The sequence below is a fragment of the Bacillus sp. L_1B0_5 genome (assembly GCF_000836715.1).
Taxonomy (GTDB): domain Bacteria; phylum Bacillota; class Bacilli; order Bacillales; family Bacillaceae_G; genus Bacillus_A; species Bacillus_A thuringiensis_S.
Map to the genome: position 1 here is coordinate 18,760 of NZ_JXIS01000104.1, position 19,234 is coordinate 37,993.

The window sequence follows — 19,234 nt, forward strand, 5'->3', positions numbered from 1 at the left end:
TAAAAAAGAAACAGGAATCCCTGTTTCTTTTTTAATATTGCATTTTCGCGTTTTCTCCAGCTGTCGTTCCGGCAATTCTACCAGTAACAAGGGCTGATGTAATATTATAGCCACCAGTATAACCGTGAATATCAAGAACTTCTCCGCAGAAATATAAGCCGTTCGTAAATTTAGAAGACATTTCTTTCGGGTTAATTTCTTTCACGGATACACCTCCGCCAGTAACGAATGCTTTTTCAATTGACTGCGTACCATTTACATTCACAGTAAACTCTTTAAAGTCTTTCACAAGTGCGCGAATCTTTTCGTGAGAAACTTGTCCAGCTTGTTCACTACCGTCAATTTCATTTTTTTCTAGTAAGAATAGGAAGTAACGTTCAGGGACATAACCTTTTAAAACGTTTTTAATTCCTTTTTTCGGATCTTCTTTCATTTGTTTCAGCATGCGCTGAAATAGTTGCTCACTATTTTCCTCTGGCAATGCATCAATACTCATTTGTATTGTATTCGTTTTAAACTTTTTCAATGCTTTCACGACGAATTGACTACAGCGAAGAGCAGCAGGACCAGATAGGCCAAAATGAGTGAAGAGCATGTCCATTTTGTGAGAAATGATAGCTTTTCCTTTCGGGTTTAATACGCTTAAGTTTATATCACGTAAAGCAAGACCTTGTAATGAGCGATGACGTATAAACGGCTCGTTTGAAAGAATAGGTACTTCTGTTGGGAATAATTCTGTAATTGTATGACCTGCTTTTTCAGCCCAAGCGTATCCGTCTCCAGTGGAACCAGTTTGAGGAACTGATTTTCCGCCAACAGCGATAACGACGTGATTCGTTTCTAACACTTCGCCTGTTTGCAGTACAACTGCTTTCGTTTGACCATTTTCATATTCAATCGTTTCAACAGGCGTATTTGTACGGATTTTTACACCTAAGTCTTTTAATCGTGTTAAAAGTGAGTCTACAACAGATTGCGCTTTGTTTGACACAGGGAACATGCGACCGTGGTCTTCTTCTTTCAATTTAACACCAAGATTTTCGAAGAATGTAATAATATCTTCATTATTAAAAATAGAAAAAGCGCTGTATAAGAAGCGACCGTTTCCTGGTATATGTTTAACAATTTCATCAAGTGGTAGACGGTTCGTTACGTTACAGCGCCCGCCACCAGAAATCGCAAGTTTACGCCCAAGTTTATTTCCTTTATCAAGAAGCAAGACATTTGCGCCTTCTTCTGCAGCACCAATTGCAGCCATTAGCCCAGAAGGACCGCCGCCGATGACAATAACATCATAATGCATAATATATCGACCTCATTTTCTACATTTCCTGCCTAAAAGAATAGCATGTTTTCCCTTAAAAGAAAAATAGAGTGAAGTACTGCTTAATGAGAGAATTGTGGTACAATACAAAAGTTAGAGTTCAGCACTATCCTGCTATTTGTAGGCGATAAGACTAAAACCTCAAGATTTAGGAGAAGTAAATAGGGAGTCTGTTAGCCTGTAAATGCTCGAATGGTTCAACTAATAAGGAGTAGGAGAGAAGTCTCCAACTAATTATAGTTTCACTTTATGTAGATGTAGGAGGATTTTTGTATGTCCGATTCGAAATTTCTGCGCGGAACGCTTATTGTTACGCTAGGGACATTTTTAGTAAAGTTCTTAGGCATGATTTACGTCTTTCCGTTTCATGCATTAGTAGGCACAGAAGGCGGAACGCTCTATACATATGGATACATTCCATATACGATCTTTTTAAGTATCGCAACGGCAGGTGTGCCGCTTGCTGTTTCGAAATTTGTTTCCAAATATAATGCGCTTGGCGATTATAAAACGAGCCGGAGAATGTTCCGCTCGGGAATGGTTATGATGATAGTAACAGGAGTTCTTTCGTTCCTAGTGCTGTACATGACGGCGCCATTGTTTGCAGAAGCGATGCTTGGTAAACAAAGTATACACAATAATGTAGGAGAAGTTACGACGATCATTCGTCTTGTAAGTTTCGCACTTATTGTTGTACCAGCAGCGAGTTTAATTCGTGGTTATTTCCAAGGTCACCAGTCTATGGGACCAACTACCGTTTCACAAATTATTGAACAAATTATTCGTATCATCTTTTTATTAGCTGGTAGTTTTATCGTTATTAAAGTACTTGGTGGTACAGTTGCAACAGCAGTTGGAGTAGCGACATTTGCTGCGTTCGTTTCAGCGGTTGGAGCACTCGGTGTGTTAATTTGGTACTGGTTAAAACGTAAAAAATATTTGGATCAATATTTAATTGAACAAACTGTACCAGAATCAACAGTAAGTACTGTTCAATTGTTTAAAGAGTTATTCGCATATGCGATTCCTTACGTTGTAATTGGGTTAACAATTCCTTTATATCAACAAATTGATACATTGACATTTAACTCAATTATGCAGGCGATTGGTCAAGGCGATATCGCAGAGCGAGCGCTTGGTATTTTCACAATGTGGACGCATAAGTTAATTATGATTCCTGTATCACTTGCAACAGCGTTTAGTTTAACGCTTGTACCAGCAATTACAAAATCATTTACTGAAAAACAATACCGCTATTTGAAATTACAAATTACACAAACATTCCAGGCAAATATGTTTTTAACATTGCCAGCAGTTATCGGTATTTCAACACTTGCATATCCAATTTACACTGCTTTCTATGACTCAGATCCATTAGGTGGACAAGTATTAATGTGGTATGCACCAGTTGCATTGTTATTTGCTTTATTTACGGTAACAGCGGCAATTCTTCAAGGGATTAATCAGCAAAAGCATGCGATTGTCGCGCTTGTTATGGGGGTTATTTTGAAATTTGTATGTAACGTAATCTTTATTCGTTATTTCGGTACAGTAGGAGCAATTCTAGCGACCGCAGTTGGTTTCTTAGCTTCTGTTTGGTATACAAATCGACAAATTAAAAAATATGCACACTATTCATTCGGTGTTGTATATAAAAGAACATTCCAAATTGCAGTACTGACACTTATAATGGTCGTTGCTGTAAAACTATCACAATGGCTTCTATCCTTCATGATTTCGCCTGATGGCCGTATTGGTGCTCTTATAACAGTTGCGATTTGTGCAGGTATTGGCGGTCTTGTTTACGGATTGTTAGCAATTCGCACAGGAGTACTTGAAAGAGTATTTGGCGGAGAAGCATTAGATAAAATTCAACGTAAACTTGGTAGTAGATTTAAAATAAAGTTGAAATCAAGAGGGGCGTAATTACGTCCCCTTTTCTATGATAAATAAAGAAGGTGAAAAACGTGAGATTAGATAAATTATTAGCGAATATGGGATATGGAAGTAGAAAAGAAGTAAAGAAATTATTGAAAGATGGCGTTGTAAAAATTGATGGAACGCCAGTAAAAGATGCGAAAGTTCATGTAAATGTAGAAGAGCAAGAAGTTATGATTCACGGTGAAGTTGTGGAATACAAAGAGTTTGTTTACTTAATGATGCATAAACCACAAGGTGTTATTTCAGCGACGGAAGATGATAATCATGAAACAGTAATAGATTTATTAGAATTAGAAGATGCAATCTTTGATCCGTTCCCAGTTGGACGACTTGATATCGATACGGAAGGTTTCTTATTGATAACAAATGATGGGAAGTTATCACATCAATTATTATCTCCGAAAAAGCATGTGCCGAAAAAATACTATGCACACGTTGCAGGAGTAGTAACAGAAGAGGATGTAAAAGAGTTTGCTAAAGGTGTTATTTTAGACGATGGCTATGAAACAAAGCCAGGTGCGCTTACAATATTGAAAAGCGATGATATTTCTGAAATTGAGCTTGTGATTACGGAAGGGAAATTCCATCAAGTGAAGCGTATGTTTGAAGCAGTAGGGAAAAAAGTAGTCTACCTAAAAAGAACAGAGATGGGTCCGTTAGTATTAGATGAAGAACTAGAACTTGGACAATACCGAGAGCTAACAGATGAAGAAGTAGAAATGTTAAGAACATATCAAGTAGATACTGAAAAGTAGTACCTTTATAGGTGCAGAAAAAACCCCTTTCTAATAGTTAGAAAGGGGTATGTATTTATTTACATACAATTATTTTTCGTTATGAGGTCATTCTCACTTTCTTTCCTGTTGTTGTCCACTTACCGCGGCAAGGGCTATACACGAGTTCATTAAACTGCAACACATTTAGATCACGTTGTATCGTTCGCGGTGTGATCCCGAACTCATCTACAAGGTCTTTCGTCGTTACCGTTCCGTTTTCATTGATGTACATATAAATTGATTTAATGCGTGTTAGCATACGAGTAGTTGTAGGTTTCAAGAGAAAACCACTCCTCTACTAGTTTTTTTGACCCCATTCAGGAAAGAAGGTCGTTACTACCATTGTACTCTACATGATAAAATTCATGCTTTAATCTACTTAAATTTTACAAAAGTTTAACAAATATTTATATAGAAAAATATTGGTAGTTGACATTGTATATATGGTCAGTCAACTAACACATAAAATTCTACGTAAAACGCCAAATTCCTGCAAATTTTTTTGAAAAAATAAAAGAAAAACTAATAAGAAATGTCTGAAATATTACAATTGTTCGGTATTTAGTTTTCGTGTATGGCATAAGGGATTTCGGTTTGCTATGATGAAAGAGATAATATAGTGAAGGATGGATGCGTGATGTCAGCGATTAATTGGACTGAAGAAGTTGCAAAACGAAAAGATGATTTAATTCGTGATACACAACAATTTTTACAAATTAAAAGTGTATGGGAAGAAGAATCGGCGAAAGAAGGCGCACCATTCGGTGAAGGTGTAGAAAAAGCGCTATCTTTCATGTTACATAAAGGAGAAGCTGAAGGTTTTGCTTCTAAAAATTTAGAAGGATATGCAGGTCATCTTGAAATGGGACAAGGAGAAGAGTTAGTAGGTATTCTTTGTCACGTTGATGTTGTACCAGAAGGAGATGGCTGGACGACTCCTGCGTATAGTGCGGATATTCGCGACGGAAAGATTTTTGCACGTGGTGCAATTGACGATAAAGGCCCAACGATGGCAGCATATTATGCGATGAAAATTGTGAAAGAATTAGGCTTACCTCTTTCAAAACGTGTTCGTATGATTATAGGAACAGATGAGGAAAGCAATTGGAAATGTGTAGATCACTACTTTAAAAACGAAGAAATGCCAACAATCGGTTTTGCACCAGATGCAGACTTTCCAATTATTAATGCAGAAAAAGGAATTTCTGATATACAAGTTGTGCAAAATGGTAGTGAAGAGAAAAAAGGTACATATGAACTTGTTTCATTTGATTCAGGCCGCCGTTTAAATATGGTTCCTGATTTTGCAGAAGCGGTTATTACAGGAGAAGATGTAAATGCACTTACAGTAGCATATGAAGAGTATTTACAAACTGCTAAAAAAATAGGGAAATCGACTATAGAAGGCAATACAGTGACGTTGCAAATAGAAGGAATTTCAGCGCACGGATCTACTCCTGAAAAAGGAGAAAATGCAGGTTTATTATTAGCAAACTTCTTAACTACAGTTTCACTTGATGGAAAAGCAACTGCATTTGCGACATTTGCAACAGAAACATTTACTGGTGATATTTTTGGTGAAAAAGCTACTATTGCTTATAAAGATGAAATTAGTGGTCCGTTAACAGTGAATGTTGGTCGCCTTTCTTATACGAAAGAGAATGGTGGTAATTTAGGATTAAACGTACGTTACCCAGTTACGACTAACTTTGAAGAAATGATTGCAAAGTTAAAAGAATATGTAGGTACGTATGGATTTGCAGTAGCAGACTATTCTAACTCTCGTCCGCATCACGTTGATAAAGATCACGAGTTAATCCGTACGTTGCAACGTGTGTATGAAGAACAAACAGGTGAAAAAGCTGAATTGTTAGCAATCGGCGGAGGGACTTATGCTCGCTCATTAAAAGCTGGTGTGGCATTTGGACCGCTGTTCCCTGGAAAAGAAGAACTTGCGCATCAAAAAGATGAGTACATTGAAATTGAAGACTTATTAAAAGCAACAGCAATTTACGCTCAAGCAATTCATGAATTAGCGAAGTAAAGTGAAACTTTAATCGCTGATATATGAATAATGACCGCTCTCTACTTTAGAGGGCGGCTTCTTTTTAATTGAATGAGATAAGAAAGAAAAGCAACAATAGAAAGAAGGGGACGGTGTACATGGATAGGCATTATTTTGTCGCAATTACGTTACCAAATCATATAAAAGAAGTGCTGTCTAACTATAAAGAGGATACGAATGAGGAATTACCATTTCGTTCGTGGGTACATAAGGAAGATTATCATATTACCCTTTCCTTTTTAGGAGGCGCGACAGAAGAACAGTTAAAAGGGATAAAGAATGGATTACAAACACTTACAAAAACAAAAGAACTATCGTTCACGTTACAAGGTTTTTCAACGTTTGGTAGGGAAGAGCAGCCCCGTATTTTTTGGGCGAAGGTAAGTGAGAATCACGATTTGTTTCAGTTGCAAAAGCAAGTACATGTCATTTGTGAAGAAAATGGGTTTTCTCTAGAAACACGCCCGTATCATCCGCATATTACTGTTGCTCGTAAATGGATAGGAGAAGAAAAGTTTCATTTAGAAAATATAAAAGAAGTGCCTGAAATATCATTTCAAGCAGATACAATTACTTTATACGAATCCCACGTGAAAGAAACCCCGAAGTATAAATCGATTGCTGAAATAAAATTACAAAAATAGAATGGTGAAAACGTTTTTTATGCAGGTGAATATACTATAGAGAAGAATGGAGTTACTGTATAGAGTCTTGTTGATAAGAAAAGCCTTATCATTTGCAGCTCATTTTATCTCGCTCATTAAAGTTTCACTTTATTTTAACTTTGAGAATGATGGTGATTTTTTTATGTTGAAAGTAAAACGTCCATTTGATGCCTATTTAGATGAAATGAATAAAATTACAATTTTGCTCCCACATGCGTATGGAACAAGTCGGACATTTCGTTTGCAAGAAGGAAGTAATGTGAAAGATTTACCGATTGCTCATACGATTGCGCTTCCAGATGCAACGAAGTATGAGTGCTTTATAGAAGAGCCGCTAGATGTGGGGAAGTATTATACAGTACGAGATGAACGGAATGAAGAAACGGATTTACAAATAGGTGCTGTTATTCGAACAACAATTTTCGATGAAAAATATTATTACGAAGGTACAGATTTAGGTGCTGTGTATCAAAAAGAAGAAACGACATTTAAAGTATGGGCCCCAACTGCAAGGCTTGCGAAAGTAAGAATTTATAAGAGCGATAAAGAATATACCGATTATGAAATGTATAGGGGAGAAAACGGAGTTTGGATTCAAGCATTACAAGGTGATTTAGACAGAGCACGCTATACATTTCTCGTTTGTATTAATTTAATATGGAACGAAGCTGTGGATCCTTATGCAAAGTCGGTGACGGTAAACGGAAAACACGGTGTTGTTATCGATTTAGAAAAAACGAATGTAACAAGACGAGAGGGATTACCACCGTTACAATCAATGACAGATGCCATATTGTATGAACTGCATATTCGTGATGCGACTATACATCAAAATAGTGGAGTGAGTCAAAAGGGAACATATAAAGGATTGATGGAAGAGGGAACAACAGGACGGAACGGGACGTTAACAGGGTTGTCTCATATAAAAGATTTAGGTGTTACACATGTTGAACTATTACCTTTATATTGTTTCGGTGGTGTAGATGAGGCGAATCCTTCGTCCGCCTATAATTGGGGATATAATCCATTATATTACAATGCACCAACAGGATTTTATGCTACAAATCCCTCTGACCCGTATAACAGGATAGTAGAGTGTAAACAGTTGATCGAGACATTTCATGAGCATGGCATTAGGGTGATTATAGATGTTGTATATAATCATGTTTATGAAAGAGAGCTATCATCATTTGAAAAGCTTGTTCCAGGCTATTATTTTCGTCATGGTGAAGATGGTATGCCTTCTAATGGGACGGGAGTCGGAAATGATATAGCGTCTGAACGGAAAATGATGAGGAAATTCATTGTAGAGTCTATTTTATATTGGCTTACTGAATACAATGTCGATGGATTCCGATTCGACTTAATGGGAATTTTAGATGTTGATACAATGAATATGATAGAAAAAGAAGTGCGAAACATAAAACGAGATGCTTTGTTATTAGGAGAAGGATGGGATTTACAAACACCGCTTCCTCTTGAGGAAAAAGCAACGTTAAATAATGCGAAGAAAATGCCACATATCGCGCAGTTTAATGATCAATTTCGTGATGGGATAAAAGGGAGTACATTTCATATAAATAAGCGTGGTTTTGCATTTGGTGGGCATGTAGACTGTAATCATTTGCAGTATATTGCAGCAGGAAGCCTTTTAAGTATGAAAGAAACAGGGCTGTTTCTAGAGCCGGCGCAAAGTATTAACTATGTAGAATGTCATGATAATATGACGATGTGGGATAAACTAGTGCGCAGTAATGAAGAATCAGAAGCGATTTTGAAAAAACGTCACCTGCTAGCGAGCGCAATGGTTATTCTTTCACAAGGTATTCCTTTCTTACATGCAGGACAAGAGTTTTATCGTACGAAGAAAGGAAATGAAAATAGCTATAATGCAAGTGATGAGATCAATCAATTAGATTGGGATCAAAAAGAGAAAGAAATAGAGACCGTTAACTATATAAAAGGTTTAATTGCGATTCGTAAAGAGCATGGGGCATTCCGATTACAAAACGCAGACCTTATAAAAAAACATATGACTTTTTTACAAACATCTACAGAAGTACTTGCATATCACCTAGAGCATGCAGAATCGTTTGGGCCGTGGAAAGAGATTGTCGTTTTATTTAATAGTGGTTTAGAAGCTAAAACTGTGCAACTTCCGAAAGAAGAAACGTGGCATGTGATAGTAGACGAAAAGCAAGCGAAAATAGAGCCAATTTCTTCATTTAGAGGAAAGGAACTTAGGCTCGCTCCAATTAGCACGTATATATTGACGATAATGTGACAAATCGCTACTTGACGATGAGAATGTAATAAATGTAGAATTGACAAAGGTGACGATTTTGATAAGTTGTCATTCTATGACAGGTTTTGTAAAATAAAATAGAGAATTTTTGGCTGAGGCTAATTTTTCTTTTCATTTACAGTAAAATATATGAATCCACAACATGTGTAGAAATGTTGCGGTTTTTCTTTTCATAACTATAAAAGATAAGGATTTGTTAACGGGTAATGAATATGGAATGGTTGGAACAATTATTAGGAAAAGAGTGGAGTCTTGTACCGGCTGGTGGAGTAACGGGCGATGCATATATTGCGCAAAACGGACAACAGAAGTTATTTTTAAAGCGGAATACATCGCCCTTTTTAGCGGTATTGTCAGCAGAAGGAATTGTTCCAAAATTACTTTGGACAAGAAGGGTAACGAACGGTGATGTAATTTCTGCTCAAAAATGGCTTCCGGGACAGAAGTTAGAGCCAGAGGATATGAAACTAGAACGTGTTGCGAAACTTTTGAAGAAAATTCACTCCTCTAAAGCGCTTGTACAGATGATTCAAAGACTTGGGAAGCAGCCGCTTCACGCACAAGAGTTATTACAACAACTGCAACTCGTTTTAAGAGGAGATATAAGGGATGATGAAACAATTCAGCAAGGCCTTCAATATTTAATGGATTCATTAAAAGATATTGAATACAATGAATTCGTTGTATGCCATTGTGATGTAAACCATAACAACTGGATATTGTCGGATGAAGATGAGTTGTTTTTAATTGATTGGGATGGAGCTGTAATTGCTGACCCAGCTCTAGACCTTGGTATGTTATTATATTGGTACATTCCGCGCCAGGAGTGGAGTGAGTGGCTCGGTTTTTATGATATTGAAATGGATGAATCGCTGCTTAGGCGCATGAGATGGTATGTGATAGCACAAACGATTTTGTCTATTCAATGGCATACAACAAAAAAACAGCAAGCAGAAGCTGAATATTGGCATCAATATTTACAGCAACTACTTGCTTCAGAATAATACTTAAGAAAAATTGTCCATTCCAGCAATCCACTGAGTAAGTTGTTCTTGATTATTGGAAATATGGTTGTCCAAATTAGAGGAAGATTTACCCGATTGACTATAAGAATATACATCGTTTAGCATTGTTTTAGCGTCACTACTTATATTATCGTTTGCGAGTAACGATTGAATGAGGCGCTCTAATTGCTCGCATTCTGAAACTGTCCCGCAGCAATCACTTTGGTGGTTGACTAAAATATCTTTCAGCACTTCTAATTGATGTTGTTGATTAATTGGCATGAACGGATCATCCTTTCGATTGTTTTTCTCTTCAAATGTAAGAGAAAAAGCTGTTTCGTCATGGAATGTTTAATGCTGTATGTAGTTTTTATCAAAATGGTACATCTTATACTTGAAAGAAACGGACCGAGTGCTCGTACGTACTTGGTTTTTTGTTTGGTAGATTGATTAAAAAAAGAAAGAAGGAATTATTCCTTTAAAATAGTTTTGTAAAGAGAGGGAGACATCTATGCGTTTAAGACATAAACCATATGCAATGGATCGAATTAACGAGTATTCACATATCGTAATCGGAAACCCAGAGGAGCGCGCTGGTAACTGGAAAGAAGTATTTGGAAATGAACAACCAATTCATATTGAAGTAGGTACAGGTCGTGGCCGCTTTATGTATGATATGGCAAAAGCGAATCCACATATTAATTATATCGGAATTGAAAAATTCACAAGTGTTGTTGTAGATGCACTTGATAAATTAATTGAAGAAGAAGTGCCGAACTTAAAGTTAATTAATAAAGATGCTGAAGATTTAACAGTTTTCTTTGCAAAAGGTGAGATTGATCGCGTTTATTTAAACTTCTCAGATCCATGGCCAAAGAAGCGTCATACGAAGCGTCGTTTAACGTATAAAACGTTTTTACGCAATTATGAAGAAGTGTTAGTAGAAGGCGGAGAAATTCATTTCAAAACAGATAATCAAGGTTTATTTGAATATTCTCTTATGAGTATGGCTGAGTATGGTATGTTACTAACGTACTTAAGCTTAGATCTTCATAACAGCGACTTTGAAGGTAACATCATGACTGAATACGAAGAGAAATTCTCTAGTAAAGGTCATCGTATTTACCGAGTTGAAGCAAAATATCGTACAGAGCCTATGCAGTAATGCATAGGTTTTTTTACATCTAAAATAATCAGAATTTTATGTTAAGATTAATTGAAAGGGGGATGTGTAATGGAACAGTTACAAATTGGAGATATAAAAGTAACGTGGTTAAAAGGCGGAAATACACATTTAGATGGAGGGGCAATGTTTGGTGTTGTGCCGAAAGTACTTTGGTCACGTAAATATAAACATAATGACACAAATCATATTTACTTACGAACAGATCCGTTACTTTTACAAACGAAAGATGGAAATATGCTCATTGATTCAGGAATAGGAAACGGTAAGTTGGATGAGAAGATGAAACGAAATCAAGGTGTAACAGAAGAATCATCGGTTTATGAATCGTTAGAAAAACAGGGATTAAAGCCTGAAGATATTCAATATGTTTTAATGACACATCTTCATTTTGATCATGCATCTGGTCTAACAAAATGGGAAGATGATCACCTTGTGCCGGCATTTCCAAATGCGAAAGTTTACGTAAGTGAAACAGAATGGAATGAAATGAGGAATCCAAACATTAGATCACGTAATACATATTGGAAGGAAAATTGGGAGCCAATTGTAGATCAAGTTGTTACGTTCCAGCAAGAAATAGAAATTACAGATGAAATCAAGATGGCGCATACGGGTGGTCATAGTGATGGACATGCAGTTATCGCTTTGGAGAGTCAAGGGGAAACGATGCTACATTTAGCAGATCTCTTGCCGACGCACGCGCATCAAAATGTATTATGGGTAATGGCATACGATGATTATCCGATGACCTCGATTGAAAATAAACAAAAATGGATGAAGTATGGTGCTGACAAAGAGGCGTGGTTTACGTTTTATCATGATGCATATTATCGTGCTGTGAAGTGGAATGAGGAAGGGCATATCGTAGAAAAAATAGAACGGAAAACGAGTATAGAAGCATAAAAATAGGAAGTTGTTCCATCATATTTATTGGAGCAGCTTCTTTTTTATTGTGGGGTTTTGTCGGTAAGTCGATATATTTAAAAAATCGCTGATATAATTTTAATCAATACTCGCAATTTCAAAAAAATAAGAGGTTCACCTAATGGGAACCCTCCGTTTTATGCTGCTATAACCTCTAAAACAGTACCTGTTTTAGCATCAACTAAAAATTCAAATCGTTCTTGTATATCATCTAACATTGTTGTAAGACCGCCGCGATAAACTTCATATGCGACATCATATTTTTCAAATGTCTCTGGAACCATATGTACCCAAGAGCCAGTAATTTCACCTTTATGACTTAATGCTTGTTTCACCATTTTCAATGCTTTTTCTGAAGAAATATGGGATTGTTCTTGTACTTTGTTTGCAACGAGATAACCAGCTGCGAACCCAACGCCAAGACCTGCTACTAAACCTTTCCAGCTCATATATTCACCTCAATTCTATAAAATAAAAATAGTGTACCAATAATAATTATAAAGCAAATACAGCTAAAAAAGAAGAAACTAGAAACATTTCGAAAATTTCGTTACAATAAAAGAGGTATTCTACTAAGGTTTGAAAGAAGGGGACTTCGTGAATAAAGAGACATTGCAATTATTTCGTACGTTAACAGAATTACAAGGTGCATCAGGTTTTGAACATGATGTACGCCGTTTTATGAAACAAGAATTAAGCAAATATGCGGATGAAATTGTACAAGACGGTTTAGGTAGCGTATTTGGTCTGAAAAAAGGGGACGAAACTGGCCCGCGTGTTCTTGTAGCAGGTCATATGGATGAAGTAGGTTTCATGGTTACGCAAATTACGAAAAACGGAATGCTTCGTTTTCAAACGTTAGGCGGCTGGTGGAGCCAAGTTTTATTAGCGCAGCGTGTACAAGTTATGACGAAGAATGGTCCTGTTATTGGGGTTGTTGGTTCTATTCCTCCTCATTTATTAAGTGACGCGCAACGTGCAAAACCGATGGATATAAAAAATATGTTAATTGATATAGGTGCAGATAGTTATGAAGATGCGATTGAAATTGGTGTAAAACCAGGACAACAAATCGTGCCGATTTGCCCATTCACACCGATGGCAAATGAGAAGAAAATTATGGCGAAAGCTTGGGACAACCGTTACGGATGTGGTCTTGCAATCGAATTGTTAAAAGAATTAAAAGATGAAACATTACCAAATACATTATATTCTGGTGCTACTGTACAAGAAGAAGTAGGTCTTCGCGGAGCGCAAACAGCTGCAAATATGATTCAACCAGACATTTTCTATGCGCTTGATGCAAGTCCAGCAAACGATGCATCTGGTGACAAAACGCAGTTCGGTCAATTAGGAAAAGGTGCTCTTCTTCGTATTTACGATCGCACGATGGTAACACATAGAGGAATGCGCGAATTCATTTTAGATACAGCAGAAACAAACAACATTCCGTACCAATACTTTATTTCACAAGGTGGTACAGATGCGGGCCGTGTACATACAAGTAACTCTGGTATCCCATCAGCAGTAATTGGTGTTTGTGCACGCTACATTCATACACATGCTTCAATTTTACATGTTGATGATTATGCAGCGGCGAAAGAATTAATTACGAAGCTTGTAAGAACAACAGATAAAACGACGTTAGAGACAATTAAGAATAACGCGTAGAAAAGAAGGGCTGAAGAGCCTTTCTTTTTTTAGGTGGGAGAGATGCCCCGGCGTTGTGTGGTTGCGATGCTTCCATGTATAAAGAGTAAATTGATTAAGGTAAAATGATGAATTTTTATAGAGGTGAACGAAATGAAAGTAGTAGTAGGATCGAAGAATAAGACGAAGGTTGGGGCTGTGGAGAAGGTTTGGAAAGATGCTGAAATTACATCTCTTTCTGTTCCTTCAGGGGTAGCAAATCAGCCGTTTTCAGATGAAGAGACGATGCAAGGAGCGATTAATAGAGCGAAACGAGCGCTAGAGGAAGGAGAAGCTCCAATCGGTATTGGACTAGAGGGCGGTGTGATGAAAACAGAGCACGGTTTATTTATGTGTAACTGGGGCGCACTAGCAACAAGTGATGGGAAAGTATTCGTGGCTGGAGGGGCGCGTATTACGTTACCAGACGATTTTTTAGCACCTCTTGAAGATGGCAAGGAGTTAAGTGAAGTGATGGAAGAGTTTGTACATAGAAAAGACATTCGTAGTCACGAAGGTGCGATCGGTATTTTTACAGATGATTATGTCGACCGCACGGAATTATTTGTACACGTTGTTAAGTTACTTGTTGGGCAATATAAGTATGACAAAAAGCAAGCATAAACCTTGCACCATGCGCGATGTATGGTAGTATAAAAGAAAGATTATAACATGAAAACATGCACTCGTTAGAGGAGGAAATATAGATGAAGTCATTAGAAAGCATGGAGCAATTCCAACAATTAAAAAATGAAGAGAATGTAGTCTTTATGTTCTCAGCAGAATGGTGCCCAGACTGCCGTTTTGTAGACCCATTTATGCCAGAAGTAGAAGAGAAATATAGTGATTTCTCATTTTACTATGTAGATCGTGATGAGTTTATTGATCTATGTGTAAAATTAGACGTATTTGGCATTCCGAGCTTTGTAGCGTACAATAAGGGTGAAGAAACTGGTCGCTATGTAAACAAAGATCGTAAAACACAAGAACAAATCGAAGAGTTCATTGAAGGTTTAAAATAAGGCAATTTGCCAATTGAATTGTAAAACAACCTCTACCTTCGCGGGGGAGGTTATTTTTTTGGAAAGGAGGAAAAAGAGATGAAGATGACAAGTAAAAAGATGAAAGACGAGTTAATGAAGAAATTATCTCGCTCAGAATGGGACTTTCAGTATGATAGCGAGAAAGAAGTTCTACGTATAGAACAGAAAGACTCGAAAAAAGGTATTAACGTATCGCTTCCAGGAGTTGTGGCGAAATGGGAAGTGAACAAAGAAAAGGCAATTGAAGAGGTTGCTTATTACGTACAAGAAGCGCTAATTGCGATGCATAAAGAAGAAAATAGCGGAGCGAAAATTTTACCTGTTATTCGCTCTACTTCTTTCCCGAAACAAGCAGAAGAAGGAAATCCGTTTATTATGACGGATCATACGGCGGAAACACGTATTTACTACGCGTTAGATTCTAATAAAACGTATCGACTAATTGATGAGCGTTTATTACAAAAGTTAGAGCTTACAGAACAACAAGTACGTGAAATGGCATTATTCAATGCTCGCTCATTAGGTTATGAATTTAAGCAGGATACAGTAGCAGGTAATACATTCTACTTTTTAAACACAAACGATGGGTATGATGCGACGCGTATTTTAAACGAATCGTTACTACAATCGATGCGTGAAAAGATTTCTGGTGACATGGTTGTTGCTGTTCCTCACCAAGATGTATTAATTATTGCTGATATCGTTAACGAAATCGGTTATGATATTATTGCACAAATGACAATGAAATTTTTTGCCGAAGGGCATGTTCCGATTACATCACTTTCATTCGTATATGAAGATGGAGAATTTGAACCAATCTTTATTTTAGCGAAGAATCGGAAGAAGACAGATGGAAAAGAGAAAGGATGAACGAAGTGAACGTTTTTTACAACCTTGAAGGAATTGGTGACACTTTAATTGTTGCCTTACAAGATATTACTTTAGAGAACCGTACTTTTGATCGCAAAGGAGATGTTGCTCGCGTTTATAATCGTGAAAGCAACGTAACGGGAGGATTCAACATCTTTAATGCATCTTCTTATTTAGAAGTAACGGAAACAGGTAACCTTACATTAACGAAAGAGCTTGTTGAGAAAATCAACGAAATTTTAGCGAAGAACGGCTTTGAAGAAACAGTAGAAGCAGATCTTTCTCCGAAATTTGTTGTAGGTTATGTAGCTGAAAAAGAAAAGCATCCAAATGCTGATAAGTTAAACATCTGTAAAGTAGAAATCGGTACAGAAACATTACAAATCGTATGTGGCGCACCAAACGTTGATGCAGGACAAAAAGTTGTCGTTGCAAAAATCGGTGCTGTAATGCCAAGCGGTATGTTAATCAAGCCAGCTGAGCTTCGCGGTGTTCCTTCTTCTGGAATGATCTGCTCTGCACGTGAATTAGAGCTTCCAGACGCTCCACAAGAAAAAGGTATTCTTGTATTAGAAGATAGCTTTGAAGTTGGACAAGAGTTTAAATTTTAATTGATATAAGAAAAGAGAGGTTGTCCTTTTGGACAGCCTCTTTTTTTGTCATTTTTGTTGGTAAGTCGAAATTTCGTGTTGAATCGTTGATATATTGAGAGTTGTGATAGATATACTCAAAAAATCGTTAATATGATAAGGATGTCACCTTTTTTCTTAAAATCTATATTGTATTTTATAAACAAACTAGTTAAAATTTAGAAAAATAGAAGGGGATAGACGTATGAAACAACAACCAAAAATCGCAGAACTTCTAAAACGAATTGAAACTTCAAAACAGCAAGATGTTGAGCTAGGTACTTATGAAATATATGTGTTTAGTGAAAGTGAATTAGAAAAAGGACAAATCGGTTACCGATATGATAAACATAAAAAGTCATTAATAAGTGAAGAAAACGGAAAGTGGCAAGAAGGATGGATTGCAATTGGATATGAAACGGATATGGGCGATCCGATTTTCGTAAATATAGATGATGACGCTTATCCAGTTTATACTGCAGAACGTGGTACAGAAACATGGCAGCCAGTTTATATTGGAAATATGGATGAGATTATAGGGCAATTATAAGAAAAACTTTGAATCTGGTGCAAAGTGATAGGAGAGAAGTATGAAGTATATAAAAATAATGGGCATGATTGCATTCATTGGAATATATATGGCTGGTTGTTCACAAGAGCAGCCGAAAAAAGAAACTACATCTTCTATACAAGAGAAAAGAAAAGCTAACAAAGAAGACGCACCGATAGAAAAGCAACAAGAAGAAAAGAAAGAAGAATCGCAAGCAATTCAAACGAATGAACAAGTAGAACATAGGCAAGAGGAAGTATCAGCCGAGGAAAAGAAAGAAGAAGAAACTATGCCGGTGCAGCCAACTGAGCAACCAGTGCAAAATAATGAACAAAAAGTAGAGAGTAATGAAAAACAAGGAAAGTTTCTCGTCGTTATTGATCCAGGGCATCAACAAAAAGCGAATTTAAATTTAGAGCCGATTGGACCAGGGGCAACAACGAAAAAATATAAAGTGACAGACGGTACAACAGGTGTTGTGACGAAAAAGAGAGAGGCTGTATTTGTATTAGAAATGGCTTTTTTATTAAAAGAAAAGCTTGAAGCAAAAGGGATACAAGTGTTAATGACGAGAACGTCACAAGACGTTGATATAAGTAATAAAGAACGAGCGACATTCGCAAATAATCATAAGGCAAATTTATTTTTACGTCTTCATGCAGATGGTTCTGAAAATCCGAATCAAAGTGGATTTGCTGTATTGACGCCAGCAGAAGGAAGTCCGTACACGAAAGAGATTTATGCTGAAAGTCTTCAAATCTCTCAAACGATTGTAAATAAAATGAGAGAGAATCAGCAAGTGAAAGTGAATGGAATTAAATTCAGGGATGATCTTTCTGGATTTAATTGGGCAAAAGTTCCTGGTGTACTATTAGAACTTGGGTTTATGTCAAACCATGAAGAGGATAAAAAATTATCTGACCCGCAGTATGTAAATTCTTTATTGCAAAGTGTAACGGATAGTGTTGATGAATATCGGAGGAGTAAAGCTTAAGCGCAGTCTTACATGAAAGGCTGCGTTTTTCCATATGAAAACACTCGTAAATTAGAATATTGTGGATAAATATGACATGCTTAATTTTACCTGCACTTTTTGCCGAATGCTGATACAATAAAGGATGTTACTATTTAGTAGAAAGAGTGGTAAGCATGTTAGATTGGATGAAAAAGCTGTTTAACAAAGAGGAAGAACAAACAGCGATGAATAAAGAAGTACCAAAGCAAATGGAAAGTCAGCCGAAAATTCCGCGTGTAAACCACTACACTGAAGCAAGAGAAGCACAAATGGCAAGTAGGAATGCAGGTAAATGCCGTTTTCCATTAGTACCGGATAATGGGTTTGATGAAGAGGATGTTATAGAAGCAGGGCATTTTGAAGAACAACCTGTTCAAGCTGTAACGTATGAAGATCAGCCTATTCAAAGAGGAATAAAAGTGGAAAGAAGCAGACGACCGTATGTGGAGAAGGTAGTTTCTACATATGAAGAACCGGAAGTGCAATATGAACCGGAGCGAGAGTCTGTCATTAAAAAGGCATCTGCACCAGTGCAAGAAAGTAACCGTAGACCATTTCGTCCAACAGAAATGATTTCGCCAATTTACGGATATAATCGTCCTTCTGTAGAGAAAAAGGAAGAAAAGCAGGAGGAAGTAAAGGAAAGAGAAGATCTTGAAATATCTGTAGAGGGCAAAGCAGTTGTTGATGCATGGTTAGAGAAAAAAGGATATACATTATCGGATTTCTCAGAAGGGCAAGCAACGTCTTCTTCGCCTAGTCATGAATCAGTTGGTCAACAAGATAAAAAGAAAGAAAAATCAGTTGTTGATCAATGGCTAGAGAAAAACGGTTATGAAATTGAACGCCAAGAGCCTTTAGTAGAAGAAAAAGAAGTGATTCAAGAAATGAGTACACCGCAGGAAGTTTCAGCGGATGAATTACTTCATAAAACAGTAGCTGAGCAGATGGAAAGTGCTGAGCTAGAAAAAGATGTAGTGGTGTTAAACGAAAACAATCTACAAGAAGAATTAGTAGCTTCTAAAGTAGAGCACGAGGATACAATATTATTAGAAGAAATTAAACGTAATACAGAAATAGAACAACCTACTATTGAAGTAGAAAAGCAAACTTCACAAGAATCAGTGATTGTCAAAGCAGAAGAAAAACTTGAAGAAACAATCATTGTGGAAATACCAGAAGAACTAGAAGAAGTGGAAGTAATTACAGAAACAGAAGAAACAGAAGAAGTAGAAGTAATTGCAGAAA

Annotated in this window: 19 protein-coding genes and 1 pseudogene; 16 read left to right on the forward strand and 4 right to left on the reverse strand. The window is 36.9% G+C overall.

What is annotated here, in order from left to right; translation table 11 throughout:
* Window positions 1–31 precede the first annotated feature (31 nt).
* Entirely contained in the window at window positions 32–1,303 is a 1,272-nt protein-coding gene (locus RT27_RS26685) for an NAD(P)/FAD-dependent oxidoreductase (protein WP_043938234.1), read from the reverse strand.
* A 294-nt stretch (window positions 1,304–1,597) separates the two neighbouring features.
* Here RT27_RS26685 and RT27_RS26690 point away from each other — a divergent pair, with 294 nt between their 5' ends.
* Both RT27_RS26690 and RT27_RS26695 read left to right on the forward strand, forming a co-directional pair.
* A complete protein-coding gene (locus RT27_RS26690) occupies window positions 1,598–3,250 on the forward strand; it encodes a polysaccharide biosynthesis protein (protein WP_016080027.1) in 1,653 nt (550 codons plus the stop codon).
* 41 nt (window positions 3,251–3,291) lie between these two features.
* Window positions 3,292–4,020, forward strand: coding sequence for a pseudouridine synthase (locus RT27_RS26695; RefSeq protein WP_001234948.1), 729 nt, complete (start codon window positions 3,292–3,294; stop codon window positions 4,018–4,020).
* A 79-nt stretch (window positions 4,021–4,099) separates the two neighbouring features.
* On the opposite strand, the gene RT27_RS26700 is transcribed toward RT27_RS26695, so the two are convergent.
* Window positions 4,100–4,321: a DeoR family transcriptional regulator gene (locus RT27_RS26700; protein WP_000805512.1), complete on the reverse strand. Its 222-nt coding sequence runs from the start codon at window positions 4,319–4,321 to the stop codon at window positions 4,100–4,102.
* Window positions 4,322–4,678: 357 nt separating this feature from the next.
* Between RT27_RS26700 and pepV the strand changes: the two genes are divergently transcribed.
* From pepV to RT27_RS26720, 4 genes are all read left to right on the forward strand, one after another.
* Complete coding sequence (gene pepV / locus RT27_RS26705) at window positions 4,679–6,085, forward strand: dipeptidase PepV (RefSeq protein WP_001274237.1); 1,407 nt, start codon at window positions 4,679–4,681, stop codon at window positions 6,083–6,085.
* A gap of 119 nt (window positions 6,086–6,204) precedes the next feature.
* The gene (thpR, locus tag RT27_RS26710) at window positions 6,205–6,750 is read left to right on the forward strand and encodes an RNA 2',3'-cyclic phosphodiesterase (RefSeq protein ID WP_029443444.1); all 546 of its coding nucleotides are present in this window, start codon (window positions 6,205–6,207) and stop codon (window positions 6,748–6,750) included.
* Between the two features lie 163 nt (window positions 6,751–6,913).
* Entirely contained in the window at window positions 6,914–9,055 is a 2,142-nt protein-coding gene (pulA, locus tag RT27_RS26715; protein ID WP_043938236.1) for a type I pullulanase, read from the forward strand.
* 227 nt (window positions 9,056–9,282) lie between these two features.
* Window positions 9,283–10,080, forward strand: a complete 798-nt coding sequence (locus RT27_RS26720; protein ID WP_029443442.1) for a phosphotransferase family protein — start codon at window positions 9,283–9,285, stop codon at window positions 10,078–10,080.
* 3 nt (window positions 10,081–10,083) lie between these two features.
* Here the strand turns inward: RT27_RS26720 and RT27_RS26725 are convergent, their stop codons facing one another.
* Window positions 10,084–10,362 (reverse strand): YtzH-like family protein, encoded by a 279-nt coding sequence (locus tag RT27_RS26725; RefSeq protein ID WP_001122235.1) that lies wholly within the window; start codon window positions 10,360–10,362, stop codon window positions 10,084–10,086.
* Window positions 10,363–10,591: 229 nt separating this feature from the next.
* Here RT27_RS26725 and trmB point away from each other — a divergent pair, with 229 nt between their 5' ends.
* Both trmB and RT27_RS26735 read left to right on the forward strand, forming a co-directional pair.
* Complete coding sequence (gene trmB, locus RT27_RS26730; protein ID WP_001239383.1) at window positions 10,592–11,245, forward strand: tRNA (guanosine(46)-N7)-methyltransferase TrmB; 654 nt, start codon at window positions 10,592–10,594, stop codon at window positions 11,243–11,245.
* A gap of 69 nt (window positions 11,246–11,314) precedes the next feature.
* Window positions 11,315–12,169 carry an MBL fold metallo-hydrolase gene (locus RT27_RS26735; RefSeq protein ID WP_029443441.1) on the forward strand — a complete coding sequence of 285 codons (855 nt, stop codon included), beginning with the start codon at window positions 11,315–11,317 and terminating at the stop codon, window positions 12,167–12,169.
* A 158-nt stretch (window positions 12,170–12,327) separates the two neighbouring features.
* Here the strand turns inward: RT27_RS26735 and RT27_RS26740 are convergent, their stop codons facing one another.
* Window positions 12,328–12,639 carry a PepSY domain-containing protein gene (locus RT27_RS26740; RefSeq protein WP_000118541.1) on the reverse strand — a complete coding sequence of 104 codons (312 nt, stop codon included), beginning with the start codon at window positions 12,637–12,639 and terminating at the stop codon, window positions 12,328–12,330.
* A gap of 148 nt (window positions 12,640–12,787) precedes the next feature.
* On the opposite strand from RT27_RS26740, the gene RT27_RS26745 reads away from it, so the two are divergent.
* The 8 genes and pseudogenes from RT27_RS26745 to RT27_RS26780 all read left to right on the forward strand — a co-directional run.
* A complete protein-coding gene (locus RT27_RS26745) occupies window positions 12,788–13,861 on the forward strand; it encodes a M42 family metallopeptidase (protein ID WP_001031517.1) in 1,074 nt (357 codons plus the stop codon).
* A 132-nt stretch (window positions 13,862–13,993) separates the two neighbouring features.
* A complete protein-coding gene (locus RT27_RS26750; protein WP_016080032.1) occupies window positions 13,994–14,503 on the forward strand; it encodes a DUF84 family protein in 510 nt (169 codons plus the stop codon).
* An 83-nt stretch (window positions 14,504–14,586) separates the two neighbouring features.
* Window positions 14,587–14,901, forward strand: coding sequence for a thioredoxin family protein (locus tag RT27_RS26755; protein ID WP_000838193.1), 315 nt, complete (start codon window positions 14,587–14,589; stop codon window positions 14,899–14,901).
* 78 nt (window positions 14,902–14,979) lie between these two features.
* Complete coding sequence (locus tag RT27_RS26760) at window positions 14,980–15,792, forward strand: DUF1444 domain-containing protein (RefSeq protein ID WP_029443439.1); 813 nt, start codon at window positions 14,980–14,982, stop codon at window positions 15,790–15,792.
* The gene (gene ytpR / locus RT27_RS26765; RefSeq protein ID WP_043938239.1) at window positions 15,789–16,403 is read left to right on the forward strand and encodes a YtpR family tRNA-binding protein; all 615 of its coding nucleotides are present in this window, start codon (window positions 15,789–15,791) and stop codon (window positions 16,401–16,403) included. Before RT27_RS26760 ends, ytpR begins: the two co-directional genes overlap by 4 nt.
* Before the next feature lie 223 nt (window positions 16,404–16,626).
* The gene (locus RT27_RS26770) at window positions 16,627–16,971 is read left to right on the forward strand and encodes a hypothetical protein (protein ID WP_029443437.1); all 345 of its coding nucleotides are present in this window, start codon (window positions 16,627–16,629) and stop codon (window positions 16,969–16,971) included.
* Window positions 16,972–17,011: 40 nt separating this feature from the next.
* Window positions 17,012–17,965 carry an N-acetylmuramoyl-L-alanine amidase gene (locus RT27_RS26775; RefSeq protein ID WP_043938240.1) on the forward strand — a complete coding sequence of 318 codons (954 nt, stop codon included), beginning with the start codon at window positions 17,012–17,014 and terminating at the stop codon, window positions 17,963–17,965.
* 155 nt (window positions 17,966–18,120) lie between these two features.
* Window positions 18,121–19,234 (forward strand): annotated as a pseudogene (locus tag RT27_RS26780) (hypothetical protein); the annotation flags it as partial.